At 63.5% G+C, this 21,319-nt stretch carries 18 protein-coding genes; 16 read left to right on the top strand and 2 right to left on the bottom strand.

Annotation, left to right across the window (positions count from 1 at the left end):
* Positions 1-57 precede the first annotated feature (57 nt).
* The 5 genes from C4Q26_RS04255 to C4Q26_RS04235 all read left to right on the top strand — a co-directional run bounded on the left by C4Q26_RS04255 (position 58) and on the right by C4Q26_RS04235 (position 3,624).
* The gene (locus C4Q26_RS04255) at positions 58-597 is read left to right on the top strand and encodes a TetR/AcrR family transcriptional regulator (protein ID WP_023379430.1); all 540 of its coding nucleotides are present in this window, start codon (positions 58-60) and stop codon (positions 595-597) included.
* A 24-nt stretch (positions 598-621) separates the two neighbouring features.
* The gene (locus C4Q26_RS04250; protein WP_023379431.1) at positions 622-1,455 is read left to right on the top strand and encodes an alpha/beta hydrolase; all 834 of its coding nucleotides are present in this window, start codon (positions 622-624) and stop codon (positions 1,453-1,455) included.
* Between the two features lie 103 nt (positions 1,456-1,558).
* Positions 1,559-1,993: a thioesterase family protein gene (locus C4Q26_RS04245; RefSeq protein WP_023379432.1), complete on the top strand. Its 435-nt coding sequence runs from the start codon at positions 1,559-1,561 to the stop codon at positions 1,991-1,993.
* A 51-nt stretch (positions 1,994-2,044) separates the two neighbouring features.
* Positions 2,045-3,016 (top strand): tRNA-dihydrouridine synthase, encoded by a 972-nt coding sequence (locus C4Q26_RS04240; RefSeq protein WP_023379433.1) that lies wholly within the window; start codon positions 2,045-2,047, stop codon positions 3,014-3,016.
* A gap of 164 nt (positions 3,017-3,180) precedes the next feature.
* On the top strand, positions 3,181-3,624 hold the full coding sequence (locus C4Q26_RS04235; RefSeq protein WP_023379434.1) for an Hsp20 family protein: 444 nt from the start codon (positions 3,181-3,183) through the stop codon (positions 3,622-3,624).
* Between the two features lie 51 nt (positions 3,625-3,675).
* Here the strand turns inward: C4Q26_RS04235 and C4Q26_RS04230 are convergent, their stop codons facing one another.
* Together C4Q26_RS04230 and C4Q26_RS04225 are read right to left on the bottom strand one after the other, a co-directional pair.
* Positions 3,676-6,972, bottom strand: a complete 3,297-nt coding sequence (locus tag C4Q26_RS04230) for a PAS domain S-box protein (protein ID WP_023379435.1) — start codon at positions 6,970-6,972, stop codon at positions 3,676-3,678.
* 62 nt (positions 6,973-7,034) lie between these two features.
* Positions 7,035-7,913, bottom strand: coding sequence for a LysR family transcriptional regulator (locus C4Q26_RS04225; RefSeq protein WP_023379436.1), 879 nt, complete (start codon positions 7,911-7,913; stop codon positions 7,035-7,037).
* A gap of 127 nt (positions 7,914-8,040) precedes the next feature.
* Here C4Q26_RS04225 and leuC point away from each other — a divergent pair, with 127 nt between their 5' ends.
* From leuC to folC, 11 genes are all read left to right on the top strand, one after another.
* Entirely contained in the window at positions 8,041-9,474 is a 1,434-nt protein-coding gene (gene leuC / locus C4Q26_RS04220) for a 3-isopropylmalate dehydratase large subunit (RefSeq protein WP_023379437.1), read from the top strand.
* Positions 9,471-10,115, top strand: a complete 645-nt coding sequence (gene leuD / locus C4Q26_RS04215; RefSeq protein ID WP_104882809.1) for a 3-isopropylmalate dehydratase small subunit — start codon at positions 9,471-9,473, stop codon at positions 10,113-10,115. The genes leuC and leuD overlap by 4 nt, the downstream gene beginning before the upstream one ends.
* 87 nt (positions 10,116-10,202) lie before the next feature.
* Entirely contained in the window at positions 10,203-10,967 is a 765-nt protein-coding gene (locus C4Q26_RS04210) for a class I SAM-dependent methyltransferase (RefSeq protein ID WP_104882026.1), read from the top strand.
* 54 nt (positions 10,968-11,021) lie between these two features.
* Positions 11,022-12,104: a 3-isopropylmalate dehydrogenase gene (gene leuB / locus C4Q26_RS04205; protein ID WP_023379440.1), complete on the top strand. Its 1,083-nt coding sequence runs from the start codon at positions 11,022-11,024 to the stop codon at positions 12,102-12,104.
* 63 nt (positions 12,105-12,167) lie between these two features.
* The gene (gene asd, locus C4Q26_RS04200) at positions 12,168-13,280 is read left to right on the top strand and encodes an aspartate-semialdehyde dehydrogenase (RefSeq protein WP_023379441.1); all 1,113 of its coding nucleotides are present in this window, start codon (positions 12,168-12,170) and stop codon (positions 13,278-13,280) included.
* A 164-nt stretch (positions 13,281-13,444) separates the two neighbouring features.
* A complete protein-coding gene (locus C4Q26_RS04195; protein ID WP_104882025.1) occupies positions 13,445-14,449 on the top strand; it encodes an aspartate-semialdehyde dehydrogenase in 1,005 nt (334 codons plus the stop codon).
* A 70-nt stretch (positions 14,450-14,519) separates the two neighbouring features.
* Positions 14,520-17,231, top strand: a complete 2,712-nt coding sequence (locus tag C4Q26_RS04190) for a FimV/HubP family polar landmark protein (RefSeq protein WP_104882808.1) — start codon at positions 14,520-14,522, stop codon at positions 17,229-17,231.
* A gap of 151 nt (positions 17,232-17,382) precedes the next feature.
* A complete protein-coding gene (truA, locus tag C4Q26_RS04185) occupies positions 17,383-18,237 on the top strand; it encodes a tRNA pseudouridine(38-40) synthase TruA (RefSeq protein ID WP_023379444.1) in 855 nt (284 codons plus the stop codon).
* Between the two features lie 60 nt (positions 18,238-18,297).
* Entirely contained in the window at positions 18,298-18,918 is a 621-nt protein-coding gene (locus C4Q26_RS04180) for a phosphoribosylanthranilate isomerase (protein ID WP_023379445.1), read from the top strand.
* A 220-nt stretch (positions 18,919-19,138) separates the two neighbouring features.
* Entirely contained in the window at positions 19,139-20,032 is an 894-nt protein-coding gene (gene accD, locus C4Q26_RS04175; RefSeq protein ID WP_023379447.1) for an acetyl-CoA carboxylase, carboxyltransferase subunit beta, read from the top strand.
* On the top strand, positions 20,032-21,318 hold the full coding sequence (gene folC / locus C4Q26_RS04170) for a bifunctional tetrahydrofolate synthase/dihydrofolate synthase (RefSeq protein WP_023379449.1): 1,287 nt from the start codon (positions 20,032-20,034) through the stop codon (positions 21,316-21,318). The genes accD and folC overlap by 1 nt, the downstream gene beginning before the upstream one ends.
* Position 21,319 lies beyond the last annotated feature (1 nt).

The raw sequence follows: 21,319 nt of genomic DNA, 5'->3' as shown, positions 1-21,319 counted from the left end.
TCGCTTGCCAAAAAATATTATGAGCATAATATGATGCCTATCATATTCGAGGTGCCCATGAGCGATAAAAAGAGCAAGACCCGCGAACGTATCCTGGAAGCCGCCCGCACGGCGTTGATCCAGCATGGGCCGGCCGAGCCCAGTGTCAGCCAGGTAATGGGTGCTGCCGGGCTGACGGTGGGGGGCTTCTATGCCCACTTCGACAGCAAGGACGAGCTCATGCTGGAGGCGTTCCGCCAGTTGTTGAACGAGCGTCGCGCGCTGCTCGCCCAGGTCGATCCGAGCCTGGATGGAGCGGGGCGGCGGGCGCTTGCGGCGGCGTTCTACCTGTCGCGCAAGCACCGCGACGCCGAAGTTCAGGCATGCCCGTTGCCCAACTCGCTGGGGGAGATGCAACGGCTGCCCGAGGCCTTTCGCGACGTGTTGGCCGAGCACATCGAGTTGATGACCGCGCAAATGGTCGACAGCCCCGAAGACATCGACAAGGCCCTGGCCGACCTTGCCTTGATGGTGGGCGGCCTGGCCCTGGCTCGGGCATTGGGCACCGATGCGCTATCCGACCGCATCCTGCGCGCCGCCAAGTCGGCGGTGATCTGAACCCCCTACACCTGGAGCAAGGCGATGACTACCCTGAGCTGGATTCGTGGCGTCAATGGCACCCTGGGTCATCTGGCCCCCGAACACATCGCCGGCAAGATGCGCCGCGCCTTCATGACCCCGCGCAACCTGCCGCCCAAACCGTGGGAGTTGCCCTTGCTGGCCAAGGCCGAGCGCATCACCCTGCGTTTCGGTTTGTCGGCGTTGCGCTGGGGCAAGGGGCCGACCGTGTTGCTGATGCACGGTTGGGAGGGGCGGCCGACCCAGTTTGCCGCACTCATCGAAACCTTGGTGCAGGCCGGGCATACCGTGGTATCGCTGGAAGGGCCGGCTCATGGGCGTTCGCCCGGCCAGCAGGCCCATGTGGTGTTGTTCGCGCGCGCATTGCTTGAAGCCGCTGCCGAACTGCCCCCTTTGCGCGCGGTGATCGGCCATTCCATGGGCGGAGCCAGTGTGCTGCTGGCATTGCAGATGGGGTTGCGGGCCGAGGCGGCGGTCAGCATCGCCGCACCTGCGCAGTTGCTGGGTGTGTTGCGTGGCTTCGCCCGGCGTCTTGGCCTGCCGGCACGGGCCAGGGCCGCTTTCATTCGCCAAGTCGAGCGGGATGTGGGGATGCAGATTGCCCGCTTGGACGTCAGCGCCTACCAGCTGGAACTGCCAGGGTTGGTGGTGCACGCCGCCGATGATGCGCTGGTGTCCGCCGATGAGGCGCAGATCATTCACAAAGCCTGGTTCGACAGCCGCCTGATGCTGCTAGAGGAAGGAGGGCACCAGCGGGTGCTGGCCGATCCGCGGCTGAGTGAAGCAGTGCTCGAATTGCTGGCCGGCGCCGGCACTCCCGCGCGGCAAAGCGCCTGAGCTTCCGTTACACTGCCCGCTCATCGACCGGCCCTGCTGTCGGGGCCGGCTTGCCGGCGATATGGCCGGTACAGGCAACCCATTCTTTATCAAGGAAAAGGGCATGAGCTGGGACCTGGCAACACCATTCATCATCGACCTGCGCGTCGGCACCGAGGACATCGACGGTCTCGGCCATGCCAATAACGCGGTTTACGTCACCTGGCTGGAGCGCTGCGCCTGGCGCCACTCCCAGCGCCTGGGGTTGGATTTGGCCGAATACCGGCGTCTTGACCGGGCCATGGCGGTCGTTCGGCATGAAATCGACTACCTCGCTGCCGCCTATGAAGACGATGAGCTGCAACTGGCGACCTGGATCATCGACTGGGATCAACGTCTGCGCATGACCCGTCGCTTTCAGCTCAAGCGCCCGCGGGATGGCGTCACCCTGCTCCGCGCCCAGACCACCTTCGCCTGCATCGAGCTGTCCAGCGGCAAGCCCAAGCGCATGCCGGCGGAGTTTCTCGACGGCTACGGCCCGGCGCTGATCGGTGCCTGACCCGGCGGCGTTTTTTGCTAGACTGCGGCCTTTTCCCGCCGAGACCCAGAAATGCAAATTGCCCTGGCCCCCATGGAGGGGCTGGTCGACAACATCCTGCGCGACGTCCTGACCCGAGTGGGCGGCATCGATTGGTGCGTCACCGAGTTCATTCGCGTCTGCGACCGCTTGTTGCCGGCCTCGTCCTTCGACAAGCTGGCCCCGGAGCTGCGCAGCGGCGCTCGCACCGCGGCCGGGGTGCCGATGCGTGTGCAATTGCTGGGGTCCGACCCGGTATGCCTGGCCGAAAACGCTGCGCTGGCCTGCCAGTTGGGGGCGCCAGTGATCGACCTGAACTTCGGTTGCCCGGCCAAGACGGTCAACAAGTCGCGGGGCGGTGCCGTGCTGCTCAAGGAGCCGGAACTGCTCCATGCCATCGTCCGTGAGGTAAGGCGCGCGGTGCCTGCGCACATTCCGGTAACCTCCAAGATGCGTCTGGGTTTCGATAGCCCTGATGGCGCGCTGGAGTGTGCCACGGCCTTGGCCGAAGGTGGTTCGGCGCATCTGGTGGTCCATGCCCGAACCAAGGTCGAGGGCTACAAGCCGCCGGCCCATTGGGAATGGGTGGCCAGGGTGCAGGATGTGGTCGAGGTGCCGGTGTTCGCCAATGGCGAGATCTGGACCGTGGACGATTGGCGACGATGCCGCGAGGTCAGCGGCGCCGAAGACATCATGCTGGGTCGTGGCCTGGTCTCGCGTCCGGACCTGGCGTTGCAGATCGCCGCAGCGCGCGATGGCCGCGAGCTCCAGCCGATGTCCTGGGAGGCGCTGTTGCCGTTGCTGCGCGAATTCTGGCGTCAAGCCCAGGCCAAGTTGTCGCCGCGCTACGCGCCGGGGCGCATGAAGCAATGGTTGGCGATGCTGACCCGTAGTTACCCGGAGGCGGTGGTGTTGTTCGCCGAGTTGCGGCGCGAGGATGATTGCCAGCGGATCAGCCGGTTGCTCGGGGTCGAGGTGCCCGCGTTCGAGGAATGCGTGGCTTGATGCGTCCCTGTCGCCGGCTTGCCGGCGATACTGTTTTCAGCCCCCCTAAAATTTTTTTTGCCTACCCCTTGAAAGCCTTTTCCCCGGACATATTTCTTGAGTACGCGATGCCGAAGTCGGGTCGCGCAATGACTTACTTGCTGAAATCTCAGGAGTTTATGACCATGACTAGCGCTTTCTCTCTTGCACCACTGTTCCGCCATTCCGTTGGTTTCGACCGTTTCAACGACCTGTTCGAATCTGCGGCGCGTAACGAGGCGGGTAGCAGCTACCCTCCCTACAACGTAGAAAAACATGGCGATGACCACTATCGTATCGTGGTTGCAGCGGCCGGTTTCCAGGAGCAGGACCTCGACCTGCAAGTCGAAAAAGGCGTCCTGACCGTCACCGGTGGCAAACGCGAAAACACCGCAGCGGAAGTGACCTACTTGCACCAGGGCATTGCCCAGCGCGCCTTCAAGCTGTCGTTCCGCCTGGCTGACCATATCGAAGTCAAGTCCGCGGGTCTGGCCAACGGCCTGCTCAGCATCGACCTGTTGCGCATCGTGCCGGAAGAAGCCAAGGCCAAGCGCATTCCGATCAATGGCGACACGCCAGCGCTGAACTGAGTGCTGCATACACTCAAGAAAGGGCACCCGTAGCGGTGCCCTTTTTTTGTCTCAGTAATTGGCAGGCGCCTCGAGCAGCAGCTGACGAAACTCAGGCAAGGGCAGCGGCCGGCTGTGCAGGTAGCCTTGATACAGGTGGCACCCTAGCAATTCGAGAAACTCCAGTTGCTCGGTCAGTTCCACGCCTTCGGCGATTACCGCCAGGTCGAGGCTGCGGGCCATGGCCACGATCGCGCGGACGATTTCGGCATCGTTGGGGTCGTCCGGCGCATCGCGCACGAAGGTCTGGTCGATCTTCAGTGCATCCACCGGCAGGCGCTTGAGGTAGGTCAGCGACGAATAGCCCGTTCCGAAATCATCCATGGCAAAGCTCACGCCATAACGCTTCAGCTCGCGCATCTTGCTGATGGTATCTTCAAGGTTTTGGATGACGATGCCTTCGGTGATCTCCAGCTTGAGCATATGTCGCGGCAGGCGGTAATCGTCCAGGCTGCGTAGCACGCGTTCGACGAAGTCGTTCTGGCGAAACTGCCGGGGGCTGATGTTCACGCAGAGGCTGAAGTCGTCGGGGTCGACCAGGCCATCTTCGAGCATGCGTGCACAGGCATCGCAGGCTTCGTCGAGAATCCAGCTGCCAACTTCAAGAATCAGGCCGCTTTCTTCAAGCACCTGGATAAATTGCGTTGGTGCCTGCTGGCCCAGTTGCGGGTGGTGCCAGCGCAGAAGCACCTCGGCCCCGACGATCCGGTTGTCGCGGGCATCGACCTGGGGTTGGAAGTGCAGGGCGAGTTCGCCACGCGCCAGGGCCAGGCGCAGGTCGTTTTCCATCCGCAACCGCTCGCTGGCGGCTTTCTGCATGGTTGTGTGGAACAGCTGCGTCGTGTTGCGCCCGGAGTCCTTGGCGCGGTACAGGGCAATGTCGGCGCGCTTGAGCAGGTCGGCTGGGGTCGCGCCATGGTCGGGAATCAGCGCTACGCCAATGCTCGGCGTGACCTGCAGCCGTTGGCCGTCCAGCGACATGGGCTCGGCCAGCAGCTCGCGCAGGGTGTCGGCCAATTCACGGACCTTGTGCTCGACCACCTCACGGCTGCCCTCCAGTCCGCTGAGCAGCACCACGAACTCATCGCCTCCCAGGCGCGCCACGGTGTCTTCCAGGCGCACGCTGGCCTCCAGGCGCGCCGTGATGATCTTCAGCACGGTGTCGCCCACCGGGTGGCCGAGGGAGTCATTGATGTGCTTGAAGTGGTCCAGGTCCAGGAACAGCAGTGCCCCGCGCAGGTTGTGGCGCTTGAGCAGGGCGATCTGCTGACTCAGACGGTCCATCAGCAGGGCGCGGTTGGGCAGGTTGGTCAACGGGTCGTGGTAAGCCAGGTGCCGAATCTGCGCCTGGGCATTCTTCAACTGGCTCACGTCGCGCGCGGTCAGCAGCAGGCATTCGACTTCGTTCAGGCTGATCGGCTCGACCGACACTTCCACCGTCAGGATATCACCGCGTTTGTTGCGCCCAAGCATCTCCCGGTGGTGGACCCGGCCACGCTCGCGGAGTTCGCCGAGCAAGGCGCTGCGCTGCTTGTCGTCGGCCCAGATCCCCAGTTCGTGAACGCTGCGGCCAATCACTTCGGCGGCGCTGTAGCCGGTCAATCGGCAGAAGCCGTCGTTCACCTCCAGGTAACGACCGCTATGGCGTTCGGTGATGGTGATGGCATCCGGGCTGGAGTGGAACGCCTTGGCGAACTTCTCTTCACTGGACTTGAGCGCGGCCTCGGCCCGTTGCTGCTGGGTGATGTCGCGCAGCGTCGTGACGCTGCAGGGCTGCCCATCGACGGTGATCAGGCAACTGGAAATCACGCATGTCAGCGCTGAGCCGTTACGGTGGTTGACCACCACGGCCACATTGTTCAGCGCCCGTTCACGGATGACCCTTTCGATGCGCTGGGCGCGCTCGGAGGTCTCGGCCCACAGGCCGATCTGCTCGGCCGTGCGGCCGATCACCTGGTCGGCGTCCCAGCCAAAGGTCTGGGAAAAGGCCCGGTTGACCTCGATGAACTGGCCGGTGTCCTGGCGGGTGACGCAGATCGGGTCCGGGCTTACCTGGAACAGGCTGGCGAATTTTTCTTCCGAAGCGCTCAGGCGCTGTTCGCGTTCGACCTGGTCGGTGATGTCCAACAAGGTACCGGCCATGCGAAACGGGTTGCCCTGTTCGTCGCGATACAGCCGGGCGCGGCTCTCGATGTAGCGTGAGGCGCCGTTTTCCAGCTGTACCCGATAGGTGATCTGGTAGTTGCCCGCCGGACCTTCGCGCAGACTGCGGTAAGCCTGGCGCATGCTGTTGCGTTCCTGCTCCGGTACGCCTTCGAAGAAGGAGTCGAACGATTCGTGGAAGGGGACAGGGTCCAGGCCGTGTAATTGCGCGGCGCGGGCCGAGCCGTAGAGCATGCCGCTGGGAATGTGCCAGTCCCAGGTGCCCAGTTGAGCCGAGTCCAGGGCCAGGTCAAGGCGCTCCTGGCTGTCCTTGAGGGCCTGCTCGGCACGTTTGCGTTCAGTGGTGTCGACGAAGGTGCTGATCAGGTAGGTGACGCCTTCCAGCTCGATGCCCTGGGTGCACAGGATGCCGTCGTGGATCTTGCCGCTGCTGGCGCGAAACTGCACTTCCAAGGTCAACGGGCCGCCATTGGCACGGGTGGCCTCCAGTACCTGGTGGCGTTGCTCTGGGTTTACCCAAAGGCCCAGCTCGAAACTGGTCTTGCCGATCACCTGGCTACCGGGCCAGCCGAACATGTCTTCGAAGTGCTGGTTGACCTCGAAGATCATGCCGTCATGGCGTCGGGTCAGCAAAATCGCGTTGGGGCTGAGGTGGAACAGGGTGGCAAAGCGCTTTTCCGAGTTGATCAGCGCTGTTTCACGGTCGCGCTGGCGCGTGATCTCGCGGATCACCCCGATCATCTGCGGGCGGCCATGGCGGTCGCGGGTCAGGCTGCCATTGATTTCCAGCCAGTGCAGGCTGCCGTCTGGCCAGCGGATGCGGTGGCGCATGGCCTGCTCCACCGGCTCGCCGTTGACCACCGCCTGGAAGGCCTGGCGGGTGCGGGCGCGATCCTCTTCTGGCAGTAGGTCGAGGTAGTCGATGTCGATGGGCAGCGGGCGTTGTGGGTCGAAACCGAACAGCGCCTGGGTTCCGCGCGACCAGCTGACCCTGCCGCTTTCGATATCCCACAGCCAGGCCCCCAGGTGGGCGCCGTTGAGCGCGGCAAGCAGTTGCGGAGCATTTTGCCAGGCCTGTTCCGACTCCTGAGGGTCGGCCGCCGAAATGCGCGGCAGGCGCGGAAAGCGGTTTGCTGATTTGGGCATCGGTACCAGACCTTTGGCGTGTGACGCGTCCTTGAAGTTGGAAGTGCCGGGCTGACGACCGGTCAGGCGGACCCTGCGTGGCTGTCGAGAAGAGCCATGAAGGCCCTGGCCGCGTTCGATAGCGTTCGCTCCGTGTGCAAAATGTAGCCTAGCTGGCGCGACAGCTGTATGCCGGGCAAGGCGATGGGTGCGACCTGTTCATCCAGCATAGTACGGGGCAGCACGCTCCACGCCAGACCAATCGAAACCATCATCTTGATGGTCTCCAGGTAGTTGGTGCTCATGGCGATGTTCGGGGTCAGGCCCTGGCTTTCGAACAGCCGCTGGACGATGTGGTGGGTGAAGGTGTTGCCGCCGGGGAAAACCGCCGGGTGGCGGGCGACGTCGGCCAGGCTGACCGCCGTGTCGCGGGCCAGGGGATGCTCCGGCGCCGCCACGAAGTCCAGGGCATCGTCCCAGACCGGTACCGCCTTGATCAGGTGATGCGGCTCGGGTGCCAGGGTGATCACGGCAATCTCGGCGCGCCCATGGAGGATTTCATCGTAGGCCGCTTCCGAATCCAGAAACTGAATATCCAACGCCACCGCCGGGTACTGGCGGGTAAACACCCGTAAAAGCGGAGGCAGACGATGCAGGCCTATGTGGTGACTGGTGGCAAGGGTCAGGCGACCGCTCACCTCGCCGGTCAAATTGGTCAGCGCACGTCGGGTATCATCCAGTACGTTGAGGATCTGGTAGGCGCGTGGCAGCAGGGCCCGCCCGGCCTCGGTCAGGGTCACTTCTCGGCCCAGGCGGTCGAACAGGCGCACGTCCAGTTGCTGCTCGAGTCCGGCGATGCGTTTGCTGACGGCCGGTTGGGTCAGGTGCAGGCGTTCGCCAGCCCCCGAAAAGCTGCCGGTCTCGGCGATGGCGATGAAAGCGCTGAGGTTGGCCAGGTCCATTCGAATTCCTGATGGTTATGCGAAGCATGAAAATTATGAATTTGAGTTATTCAATCTATCGCCATAGCATCGTCCGTACAAGCCAAGGGGTCTTTGGCATAGAAAGACGCTGATGAGGAACAGTCTGATGGCTGGCAAAACGCTCTACGACAAACTCTGGGAAGCCCATGAGGTCAAGCGCCGTGATGACGGCTCGTCCTTGATCTACATCGACCGCCACATCATTCACGAAGTGACTTCGCCCCAGGCCTTCGAAGGCCTGCGCCTGGCGAACCGCAAGCCGTGGCGGATCGACGCCAACATCGCCACGCCGGACCACAACGTGCCGACCACGCCAGAGCGCAAGGGCGGCATCGAGGCCATCGTCGACCAGGTTTCGCGCCTTCAGGTGCAGACCCTCGACGAGAACTGTGACGAATACGGCATCGTGGAATTCAAGATGAACGACGAGCGCCAAGGCATCGTCCATGTCATCAGCCCAGAGCAGGGCGCTACCTTGCCAGGCATGACCGTGGTCTGCGGCGACTCGCACACCTCGACCCACGGCGCGTTCGGCGCCCTGGCCCATGGCATCGGTACTTCCGAGGTCGAGCACGTGCTCGCCACCCAGTGCCTGGTCGCCAAGAAGATGAAGAACATGCTGGTGCGCGTCGAGGGCCAATTGCCCGCCGGTGTCACCGCCAAGGACATCGTGCTCGCGGTCATCGGCAAGATCGGCACCGCTGGCGGTAACGGCCATGCCATGGAGTTCGCTGGTAGCGCCATCCGCGACCTGTCCATGGAAGGCCGCATGACCATCTGCAACATGTCCATCGAAGCCGGTGCCCGTGTCGGTCTGGTGGCGGTCGACGAGACGACGGTCGCCTATGTCGAAGGCCGTCCGTACGCGCCCAAGGGCGAGCAATGGAAGCAGGCCGTCCAGGCCTGGAAAGGCCTGGTGTCGGATGCCGATGCCGTGTTCGATACCGTGGTCGAGCTCGACGCCACCCAGATCAAGCCGCAAGTCAGCTGGGGCACTTCGCCCGAGATGGTGCTTGCTGTTGACCAGCGCGTGCCTGATCCGGCCGCAGAGCCGGACCTGATCAAGCGTGGTTCCATCGAGCGTGCCCTCAAGTACATGGGCCTTGCCGCCAACCAGGCGATCACCGACATCAAGTTGGACCGCGTATTCATCGGCTCCTGCACCAACTCGCGCATCGAAGATCTGCGCGCCGCCGCCGAAATCGCCAAGGGGCGCAAGGTCGCTGCCAACGTCAAGCAGGCGCTGGTCGTACCGGGCTCTGGCCTGGTCAAGGCCCAGGCCGAGCGTGAGGGTCTGGACAAGATTTTCATCGAAGCTGGCTTCGAATGGCGTGAGCCTGGTTGCTCGATGTGCCTGGCGATGAACCCGGACCGCCTGGAAAGCGGCGAGCACTGCGCGTCCACGTCCAACCGCAACTTCGAAGGGCGCCAGGGTGCCGGTGGTCGCACCCACCTGGTAAGCCCGGCCATGGCTGCCGCCGCGGCGGTCACCGGCCACTTCATCGATGTCCGCGAGTTGATCCAAGGGAGCGCAGCATGAAAGCCTTTACCCAGCACACCGGTCTTGTTGCGCCGTTGGATCGCGCCAACGTCGACACCGACCAGATCATCCCTAAGCAGTTCCTGAAGTCGATCAAGCGTACCGGCTTTGGCCCTAACCTGTTCGACGAGTGGCGCTACTTGGATGTAGGGCAGCCTTATCAGGACAACAGCAAACGTCCGCTGAACGAAGAGTTCGTGCTCAACCATGCCCGTTACCAGGGCGCCAGCGTCTTGCTGGCGCGCGAGAACTTCGGTTGCGGTTCGAGCCGCGAGCATGCCCCTTGGGCACTCGATGAGTACGGCTTCCGCAGCATCATCGCGCCGAGCTTCGCTGACATCTTCTTCAACAACAGCTTCAAGAATGGCCTGTTGCCGATCATCCTCAGCGACGAAGAAGTCGACGAACTGTTCAAGCAGGTCGAGGCCCACCCAGGCTATCAGTTGACCATCGACTTGCAGGCCCAGGCCGTTACCCGCCCGGATGGCAAGGTGCTGCACTTCGAGATCGATGCGTTCCGCAAGCACTGCCTGCTCAACGGCTTGGACGATATCGGCCTGACCCTGCAGGACAGCGATGCGATCAAGGCCTTCGAGAGCAAGCATCGTGCACAACAGCCCTGGTTGTTCCGTGATGCCTGAAGTTTGCAGGTGACCGTGCCGGCCCTTTCGCGGAGACACCCCGCGAAGAGGTCGGGACAGGCAATAAAAGACCAAAAGGATTGAGACATGACCCGCACCCAGCATACCGATGTGGTCCAACGCCAGTTCGGCGAACAGGCCAGTGCCTACCTCAGCAGCGCCGTGCACGCGCAGGGCAGCGAATTCGCCCTGCTGCAGGCGGAGCTGGCGGGGCGGGACGCTGCCCGAGTGCTGGACCTGGGTTGCGGTGCCGGCCATGTCAGTTTCCAGGTCGCCCCGCAGGTAGCCGAGGTAGTCGCCTACGACCTGTCGCAGTCGATGCTTGATGTTGTGGCCAGTGCCGCCGCCGAGCGCGGCCTGGGCAATATCACCACCGAGCGCGGCGCCGCCGAACACTTGCCGTTCGCCGATGCATCGTTCGACTTCGTCTTCAGCCGGTACTCGGCGCACCACTGGAGCGACCTGGGGCTGGCCTTGCGCGAAGTGCGCCGGGTGCTCAAGCCAGGCGGCGTGGCGGCCTTCATCGATGTCATGTCGCCGGGCAGTCCATTGCTCGACACCTACCTGCAAAGCGTCGAGGTGCTGCGTGATACCAGTCATGTGCGAGACTATTCGGCCGCCGAATGGCAGCAGCAGGTCAGCGAGGCTGGCCTGCACGTGCGCAGCCACACCCGCCAGCGCCTGCGCCTTGAGTTCGGCTCGTGGGTCGAGCGCATGCGCACCCCTGAGCCGCTGCGTGTGGCCATCCGCCAATTGCAGCAGGCCATGGGCGAGGAAGTACGGCAGTATTACCAGATCGAAGCAGACGGCTCGTTCAGCACCGATGTCCTGGTGATGTGGGCCGAGCGCTGAGTTTTTTACGGCGAGGCTGATCGGGCCGCGCCGCTTGAATGGATAGAGGAAAGCATGAGCAAGCAGATTCTGATTCTCCCAGGTGATGGTATCGGCCCGGAAATCATGGCCGAAGCGGTCAAGGTGCTGGAGCTGGCCAACGACAAGTTCCAGCTGGGCATGAGCCTGCAACACGATGTGATCGGTGGCGCGGCCATCGACAAGCACGGCGTGCCGCTGGCCGACGAGACCCTGGAGCGTGCGCGCAGTGCCGATGCCGTGCTGCTGGGTGCCGTTGGTGGCCCGAAATGGGACAAGATCGAGCGTGACATCCGCCCTGAGCGCGGTCTGCTGAAGATCCGTTCGCAACTGGGCCTGTTCGCCAACCTGCGTCCGGCCATCCTCTATCCGCAACTGGCCGATGCCTCTTCGCTCAAGCCCGAAATCGTCGCCGGCCTGGATATCCTCATCGTGCGTGAGTTGACCGGCGGTATCTACTTCGGTGCCCCGCGCGGTCAGCGCGAGCTGGAAGGTGGTGAGCGCCAGGCCTACGACACCCTGCCGTACAGCGAAAGCGAAGTGCGCCGCATCGCCCGTGTCGGCTTCGACATGGCCCGCGTGCGCGGCAAGAAGCTGTGCTCGGTGGACAAGGCCAACGTGCTGGCGTCCAGCCAGCTGTGGCGGGAAGTGGTCGAGGACGTGGCCAAGGACTACCCGGACGTCGAACTGAGCCACATGTACGTCGACAACGCCGCCATGCAACTGGTGCGTGCGCCCAAGCAGTTCGACGTGATGGTCACCGACAACATGTTCGGCGACATCCTGTCGGATGAAGCTTCCATGCTGACCGGTTCCATCGGCATGCTGCCTTCGGCGTCGCTGGATGCCAACAACAAAGGCATGTACGAGCCGTGCCACGGTTCGGCTCCGGACATCGCTGGGCAGGGTATCGCCAACCCACTGGCGACCATCCTGTCGGTGTCGATGATGCTGCGTTACAGCTTCAACGAGCAGGCAGCCGCCGACGCGATCGAGAAGGCGGTGAGCCTGGTGCTGGACCAGGGGCTGCGTACTGGCGACATCTGGTCGGCCGGTTGCAGCAAAGTCGGTACGCAGGAAATGGGCGACGCAGTAGTCGCAGCGCTGCGGAATCTGTAATCTCTCTGGCCCGCCACCGTTTTTGGTCGGTGGCGGCCCACTTTTAGCAAAGGTGTAGTTGCGATGAAACGTGTAGGTCTGATCGGTTGGCGCGGTATGGTCGGTTCCGTGCTCATGCAGCGGATGCTGGAGGAGCAGGATTTCGACCTGATTGAGCCGGTGTTCTTCACCACCTCCAATGTCGGTGGCCAAGGTCCGAACGTGGGCAAGGAAACTGCTCCGCTCAAGGACGCTTATTCGATTGAAGAACTCAAGACCCTCGACGTCATCCTGACCTGCCAGGGCGGCGACTACACCAATGAGGTCTTCCCCAAGCTGCGTGAGGCCGGCTGGCAGGGCTACTGGATCGACGCCGCTTCGTCCCTGCGTATGCAGGATGACGCGGTGATCATCCTCGACCCGGTCAACCGCAAGGTCATCGACCAGCAGCTCGATGCCGGTACCAAGAACTACATCGGTGGCAACTGCACCGTCAGCCTGATGCTGATGGGCCTGGGTGGCCTGTTCGAAGCCGGTCTGGTCGAGTGGATGAGTGCCATGACCTATCAGGCGGCCTCGGGTGCCGGTGCGCAGAACATGCGCGAGCTGATCAAGCAGATGGGCGGTATTCACGCAGCCGTTGCCGATGACCTGGCCAATCCGGCCAGCGCCATTCTCGACATCGACCGCAAGGTTGCCGAAACCATGCGTGGCGAAGCTTTCCCGACCGAGAACTTCGGCGTGCCGCTGGCTGGCAGCCTGATCCCGTGGATCGACAAGGAACTGCCGAACGGACAGAGCCGTGAAGAATGGAAGGCCCAGGCCGAGACCAACAAGATCCTCGGTCGCTTCAAGAGCCCGATCCCGGTCGATGGCATCTGCGTGCGCATCGGAGCCATGCGCTGCCACAGCCAGGCGCTGACCATCAAGCTGAACAAGGACGTGCCGCTGGCCGACATCGAAGGCCTGATCAGCCAGCACAACCCTTGGGTGAAACTGGTGCCCAACCAGCGTGAAATCAGCATGCAGGAGCTGAGCCCGACCAAGGTGACCGGCACCCTGAACATTCCTGTAGGCCGTCTGCGCAAGCTGAACATGGGCTCGCAGTACCTGGGCGCGTTCACCGTGGGCGACCAATTGCTGTGGGGCGCCGCCGAGCCGCTGCGTCGCATGCTGCGGATCCTGCTGGAACGTTGATCGCGCTGGCTCGACCGAAAAACCCGTACTGGAGCCAGTGCGGGTTTTTTTATGGGCGGGCAGGCAGCTTCGTGGCACGGGCCCCACGCAAAGGCCAGCACAGACAAACGCCTGCAATCCAAGTAAAGTGCCGCCCCCGCCGTTTCAGCAAAAGGATTCTCTTCATGACCCACCCCTTGGATATCGCCGTGGTCGGCGCCACCGGTAGCGTCGGTGAAACCCTCGTACAGATCCTCGAAGAGCTGAGTTTTCCGGTAGCGACCCTGCATCTGCTGGCCAGCATGGAATCGGCGGGCAGTAGCGTCATGTTCGCCGGCAAGAAAATCAAAGTCCGTGAAGTCGACAGTTTCGATTTTGCCCAGGTCAAGCTGGCCTTCTTCGCTGCCAGCCCCGCCGTTAGCCGCAGTTTCGCCGACAAGGCGCAGCACGCGGGCTGTACTGTCATCGACCTGTCCGGTGGGCTGGATGATGCGCTGGCGCTGGTGCCCGAAGCCAATGCCGAGCAAATCGCCAAACTGAAGCTGCCGGCTCGCATTTGCAGCCCCAGCACATCGGCTGTCGCGCTGGCGGTGGCATTGGCGCCCCTGAAGGGCTTGGTGGATATCGAGCGGGTGCAGGTCATGGCGTCGTTGGCGGTGTCTGCCCAGGGGCGTGAGGCGGTCAACGAGCTGGCCCGGCAAACCGCCGAGCTGCTCAATGCCCGGCCATTGGAGCCGCACTTCTTCGACCGTCAGGTAGCCTTCAACCTGCTGGCGCAGGTCGGCGCGGCCGATGAGCAGGGTCACACGGCCTTGGAGCGTCGCCTGGTCAGCGAGTTGCGGGTGCTGCTGGGGCAGCCCCAGCTGAAGATTTCCGTTAGCTGTGTTCAAGTCCCGGTATTTTTTGGCGATAGCTTCAGTGTGGCCGTGCAGAGCCGTCGTCCGGTCGATCTGGAGGCAGTCAAGCAGGCGCTCGAGGCCGCTGGCAGTATCGAACTGGTCGAGGATGACGATTATCCCACCCCGGTGGGTGACGCAGTGGGTCAAGACGTGGTCTATGTTGGTCGTGTACGCCATGGTATTGACGAGCCAGAGCAGCTCAACCTGTGGCTGACCACCGACAACCTGCGCAAGGGCGCTGCACTCAACGCCGTGCAGGTGGCGCAATTGTTGATAAAACACATGGCGTAAAAGATACTGGCGAGCACTTTTGTCCTAAACCTGCGCAGGTTTTGGGACGATTCATACAAGGGAAGAGGTCATGCTTCGAATTCGCAAACTGGTTCTGGCCATGGCGGCAGCGTCGGCGCTGTCGTCTGGCATGGCGAACGCGTTGGGTTTGGGAGAGCTGACCCTCAAGTCGGCCCAGAACCAGCCGTTGGACGCCGAGATCGAGCTGCTCGATGTGCGCGACCTCACCGCTGCCGAAGTGGCGCCGAGCCTGGCGCCGCCAGAAGAGTTCAGCAAGGCCGGGGTCGAATACCCAGGCTACCTGGAGGACCTGACTTTCACCCCGGTGATCAACCCCAATGGCAAGAGTGTGCTGCGGGTAACCTCCAGCCAACCGTTGCCAGGCTCGGTGGTGAAGTTCCTGGTGCAGGTGATGTGGCCGCAAGGCCGTCTGCTGCGCGATTACAGCGTTCTGCTCGACCAGGCCAAGGCCCAGGGCGAACAACCGGCAGCGGCCAATGTCGCTCCGGCGGTCAGCAGCGCCAGCCGCTATACCACCAAGCGTCGTGACACCTTGTGGCAAATCGCCGCGCGGCACACCCAGGGCGGTTCGGTGCAGCAAACCATGCTGGCGATCCAGGCGCTGAACCCGGACGCGTTCATTGGCAACAACATCAACCAGTTGAAGGTCGGCCAGGTCCTGCGCCTGCCCGACCAGCAGCAGATCCAAAGCATTCCCCAGGGAGAGGCAATTCGCGATGTGGCCGAGCAGTATGCGGCCTGGCGTGAGGGCCGGCGCCTGGGGCCACGTGCCCGGCAGTTGGATGCCACGCGGCGCGGTGCTGCCGAAGCCACTCCGGCGCGTATCGCCCAGGGTGACAACCTGCGTCTGGTCAGCCCGGGTAGCCAGGCCGGTGCTGGCAGTGCCAAGGCCATCAGCGACAAGTTGGCCGTGGCCCAGGAGAGCCTGGACACCAGCCGTCGGGACAACGAAGAGCTCAAGAGCCGCATGGCTGACCTGCAGAGTCAGTTGGGCAAGCTTGAGCGACTGATTCAGCTGAAAAATGACCAGTTGGCCCGCCTCGAAGCGCAGAATGCCGCCGATGCTGCGGCCCCTGCTGCGTCTCTGCCGGGCGAGCCTGCGCCGGCACAGCCTGCGGCAACGCCGCAAGCGACTCCGGGCCAGCCCGTGGTGGCGCCAGCGCCTGCGGCGGTCGGCACCGCGCCTGAGCCAGCGCCTGAAGTGGCGCTCACGCAGGGGGCTCAGCGGGGCGTGCTGGATGATGTGATGGGTAACCCACTGCTGCTGGGGTTGATCGCAGGCTCGGCATTCCTGGTAGTGCTCCTGCTCCTGCTGCTTCTGGCGCGCAAGCGCAAGGCGCAGCAGGAAGCTGAGAAACACCTGCGCATGGCGCGTGCGCTAGCCGAAGAGGGCGAGCGCGGCAAGGACTTCGACCTGCCTTCGAGTAGTTTCGATGAGCTGGAAGTCTCGGCGCCCAGCGTGACGCTGGCGCCTGCCGTGGTGGCCGCATCCGCCGCTGCCGCCGCCGCTGCGGAAAAACCAGCCGCTGCCGTCGTAGTCGAGGCCCAGCAGAACCCGCATGCCAGCCTGCTGGCAGAAGTCGAGCAGTGCATTGGCCTGGGGCGCTTGAACCGCGCCGCCGACCTGCTGGAAGCCGCGATCGCTGCCGAGCCTGCACACGACGATCTGCGTCTGAAGCTGATGGAAGTGTACGCACGTCAGGGCGACCACAGCGCATTCGTCGAGCAGGAGCACAAGCTGCAGGCTAACGAGGCCAACACCGCTCAGGTCGGTGCTCTCAAGGAGCGCTACCCGGCGATGCTGGGCATGGCTGCCGGGCTGGGGGCCGCCGCCCTGGCCGCCGAACTTGACGAGCAGTATGTGCAGGACCTGCTGCAAGACTCGCCAGAGACCTCCAGCGTCGTCGAAGAAGCGTCGCAGCCTGTTGCCGATGCCGAAGCGTCTCCAGTCGAGCCTGAACCTGAGCCTCAAGCGCAGGTAGAGCCTGAAGTCGAAGCCGTCGCGCAAGAGCCGGCCCAGGCTATCCCGGATCCGGACGGTGACTTCGATTTGAGTCTGAGCGATGACCTGCCGCTGGAGGATCCGCTCGAGCCACCCATGCTCGACGAAGCCTCCTTGCTCGATCCGGTGGTCGAAGCTGAGCCTGAGATCACTGCCGACGTTGTCCAGGAAGTGGCTTCGCAGCCTGCCGAGACCGATGCCGATGATGATTTCGAAGCGCTGCTGGCCCAGGCCCAGGCATCGGCCGAGCCGCAAAGTGTCGACGATCTGGCCGACTTCGACCTGGATGTCGGCGAGCCGGCTGTCCCGGCTGCCGAGGAAACGCCCGTGGATGTCGCGGCAGAACTCGCCGCGTTCGACGCCATGCCGGAGTTCGACCCGATCTCCGAGCTGGAGCTGCCTGAAGACTTCGACCTGTCGCTGTCGCTGAACGACGACTCGCCGGCGGCAAAGCGTTTTGCCTCGGAGCTCGATGACGTCAACGCAGAGTTGGACAAGTTGTCGCAGAACCTGGAGTCGCCCTCGCTCGAGCCTCACTTCACGGCCGAAGATGCAGCGGCGGAGCCTGCGCCACTGGATGACCTGGACTTCGATTTCTTCTCAGGCGCCGATGAGGTGGCCACCAAGCTCGACCTGGCGCGCGCTTACATCGACATGGGTGATCACCAGGGAGCCCGCGACATCCTCGACGAAGTGGTCAAGGATGGCGACGATACCCAGCGTCAGGAAGCCGAGGAAATGCTGTCCCGGCTGGTGTGACTCCGCATGCGCAGGCCCCTTCAGGCCCCGGCTCGCAGGCGATAGGGACGGTCCAGGCAACAACTTCCTGTGAACCCACAACGGCAGCCCAACACGGCTGCCGTTGTCGTTATAATCCCCGCCAATCGTACTACCCACAGGTTTCAGGTTCTTGGACATCATCGATACCGCCGCCTCCGAATCGGCCGCCGAAGGCTTCACCCGCATTGCCCTGGGGGTGGAATACAAGGGCTCGCGTTACCGTGGCTGGCAGCGTCAGGCCAGCGGCGTGCCCAGTGTTCAGCAGGCGCTGGAACAGGCACTGTCGAAGGTCGCCGACGAGCCGATCACAGTGGTCTGCGCCGGGCGTACCGACGCCGGTGTTCATGGTTGCGGCCAGGTCGTTCACTTCGACACCCGCGCCGTGCGCGATGAGCGGGCCTGGACCTTGGGCACCAACTTCAACCTGCCCCATGACATCAGCGTGGTCTGGGCACGGCCAATGCCGGCGGACTTCCATGCCCGTTTCAAGGCCACTGCCCGGCGTTATCGCTACGTCATCTACAACGACCCGATTCGCCCCGCGCACCTGGCGGAGGAAGTGACCTGGAACCACCGCCCGCTGGATGTGCAGCGCATGGCCGAGGCCGCCCAGTGCCTGCTGGGCACCCACGACTTCAGCGCCTTCCGTGCCAGCCAGTGCCAGGCCAAGTCGCCCATCAAGCACATCCATCACCTGCGGGTGACCCGCCATGGGCAGATGATCGTGCTGGATGTGCGCGCCACGGCATTCCTGCATCACATGGTGCGTAACATCGCTGGCGTGCTGATGACCATCGGCGCTGGCGAGCGGCCAGTGAGCTGGGCGCGGGAGGTGCTGGAGGGGCGCAATCGACGCGAAGGTGGTGTCACGGCGCACCCTTATGGGCTGTATCTGGTACAGGTCGAGTACCCGGAGGCGTTCCCGTTGCCGCAACGTTACATCGGTCCACACTTTTTGACCGGCTACGAGGCCTTGGCAGACTGACGGGTGAAAAGTCATTTGCTACCATCTGGCCTTTAACCGATCACTCAGGGTTCGCAGTCCATGAGCAACGTTCGCAGCAAGATATGCGGCATTACCCGCATTGAAGACGCACTCGCGGCCGCCGAGGCTGGCGCCGATGCCATTGGCTTCGTCTTCTATGCCAAGAGCCCGCGTGCCGTGGATGTGCGCCAGGCGCGCGCCATCATTGCCGAACTGCCACCCTTCGTGACCACGGTCGGGTTGTTCGTCAATGCTTCGCGCTGCGAGCTGAACGAGATTCTCGAGGTGGTGCCGCTGGACCTGCTACAGTTCCACGGCGATGAAACACCTGCCGACTGCGAGGGTTACCATCGCCCCTGGATCAAGGCCCTGCGCGTGCGCCCGGGGGATGATCTCGAGGCGGCCTGCCAGCTTTACGCAGGGGCGCGCGGCATCTTGCTGGACACCTACGTGGCCGGCGTCCCTGGTGGTACCGGCGAGGCCTTCGACTGGTCGCTGGTGCCGGCCCGGCTCAGCAAACCGATCATCCTGGCAGGCGGTCTGTCGGCGGAAAACGTCGGCCAGGCCATCGCCCAGGTACGGCCTTATGGGGTGGATGTCAGCGGTGGGGTAGAGCAGGCCAAAGGCATCAAGGATGCCGCGAAAATCGAAGCCTTCATGCGCGCGGTCAAGCAGGCATGAAGGTGGATGTGACGGCAGGCCGAGCGCCATCGTCCATAGCTATCGCAGCCCTGCGGGGCGACCGCCGGAACATCCGCGGTCGAATGACAAATTGAAGGTGGAGCGGTGCGCAGCCAGGCCTGCGACCGGTCCGTCATCGTTTCGTAGAAGAATGTGAGCTCAAGGGCAAGGCAAGGCCGGCTTGGCCGGTCATTGCCCGCCGATACTGGAGAAAGAAAGCATGAGCAACTGGTTAGTCGACAAACTGATCCCTTCGATCATGCGTTCCGAGGTGAAGAAGAGCTCGGTGCCTGAAGGCCTGTGGCACAAGTGCCCGGCTTGCGAGGCCGTGCTGTATCGTCCGGAGCTGGAAAAGACCTTGGATGTCTGCCCCAAGTGCAACCACCACATGCGCATCGGCGCTCGCGCCCGCATCGACATCTTCCTCGATCCGGAAGGTCGCGCAGAACTGGGTGCCGAGCTGGAGCCGGTCGACCGCCTGAAGTTCCGTGATGGCAAGAAGTACAAGGACCGCCTGGCGGGCGCGCAGAAGCAGACTGGCGAGAAGGATGCGCTGATTTCCATGAGCGGCACCCTGATGGGCATGCCGATCGTGGTCAGCGCCTTCGAATTCTCCTTCATGGGTGGCTCGATGGGCGCCATCGTCGGCGAGCGTTTCGTCCGTGCGGCCAACTACGCCCTGGAAAACCGTTGCCCGATGGTCTGCTTCTCGGCCTCCGGCGGTGCACGCATGCAAGAAGCACTGATCTCGCTGATGCAGATGGCCAAGACCTCGGCTGTGCTGGCGCGCTTGCGTGAAGAAGGCATTCCGTTCATTTCCGTGTTGACCGACCCGGTCTACGGGGGTGTTTCCGCCAGCCTGGCAATGCTCGGCGATGTCATCGTTGGTGAGCCGAAGGCACTGATCGGCTTCGCCGGTCCGCGCGTCATCGAGCAGACCGTGCGCGAAAAACTGCCGGAAGGCTTCCAGCGCAGCGAGTTCCTCCTGGAGCACGGCGCTATCGACCTGATCATCCCTCGTGGCGAGCTGCGTCCGCGCCTGGCTCGTCTGCTGGCGCAGATGACCGGCCAGGAAACGCCAGCACAGGCGCGTGAGGCGGCTGCGGTCGCGTGATGACAGAGCGCAACCTGGGCGAGTGGCTCGCCTACCTCGAACAGTTGCACCCTACGGCCATCGACATGGGGCTGGAGCGTTCGCAGAAGGTGCTTGCCCGGCTGGCGCTGGGCAAGCTGGCGCCACGCGTGGTGACCGTGACTGGCACCAATGGCAAGGGCTCGACCTGCGCCTTCGTGGCGTCGATGCTGCGTGCCCAGGGGCTGAAGGTGGGCGTGTACAGTTCGCCACACCTACTGCGCTACAACGAACGGGTGCTGATCGACGGCCATGAGGCCAGCGATGAGCAGCTGTGCGACGCCTTCGCCGCTGTCGAGGCGGCGCGGGGCGAGATTTCCCTGACCTATTTCGAGATGGGTACCCTGGCCGCGTTCTGGTTGTTCCAGCGCTCGGCACTGGATGCCGTCGTGCTTGAAGTGGGGCTCGGTGGCCGTCTGGACACCGTGAACGTAGTCGATGCCGATCTGGCGTTGGTGACCAGCATCGGCGTGGATCATGTCGACTACCTGGGCGATACCCGCGAAAAGGTGGCGTTCGAGAAGGCCGGTATCTTCCGCGCTGGCAAACCGGCGCTGTGTGGTGATCTGGACCCGCCGCAACCGCTGTTGGACAAGGCCGTCGAGCTGGCGGCGCCGATGTTCCTGCGTGGCCGCGACTTCGACCTGGCCAGCGCCGATGACGCCTGGCATTGGCGGGGTACCGCCGCCGATGGGGTGCAGGTTGAGCTGCGCAATCTGCCATTGCTCGATTTGCCGATGGAAAACGCCGCCTTGGCCTTGCAGGCTTACCTGCTGATGGGGTTGCCATGGGATGCCGGGCAGCTTCGCCAGGCGTTGCTCGACACCCGCATCACCGGGCGTCTCGATCGTCGTTCGCTGATCTGGAAGGGTAAGCGCGTCGAGTTGCTGCTGGACGTCGGGCACAACCCTCACGCTGCCGAGTACCTGGCGCAACGTCTGGCGGCTCGCCCGCCGCAAGGACGTCGTCTGGCGGTGTTCGGCCTGCTTGCCGACAAGGACCTGCCGGGTGTTGTCGCGCCGTTGCAGGGCTTGGTCGATGACTGGGCGGTGACGCCGCTGGCGACCCCGCGCAGTCGTCCGGCCGCCGAGTTGCTCGCAGCCTTGACGAACCTCGGCGCGACGGTGAAGTCTTACGCCAGTGTTGCCGATGCCCTGGAAGGGCAGTGCGCGCACGTGACGTCGAATGACCAGATTCTGCTGTTCGGTTCGTTTTTCTGTGTCGCCGAGGCCCTGGAATGGCTGGAGCGGCAGGCCCCGGAGGCTTGAT

It is taken from the genome of Pseudomonas sp. SWI44 (assembly GCF_002947915.1).
Lineage (GTDB): Bacteria > Pseudomonadota > Gammaproteobacteria > Pseudomonadales > Pseudomonadaceae > Aquipseudomonas > Aquipseudomonas taiwanensis.
Note: the sequence above shows the minus strand (reverse complement) of the source record. Positions and strands in the feature narration are given on the sequence as shown.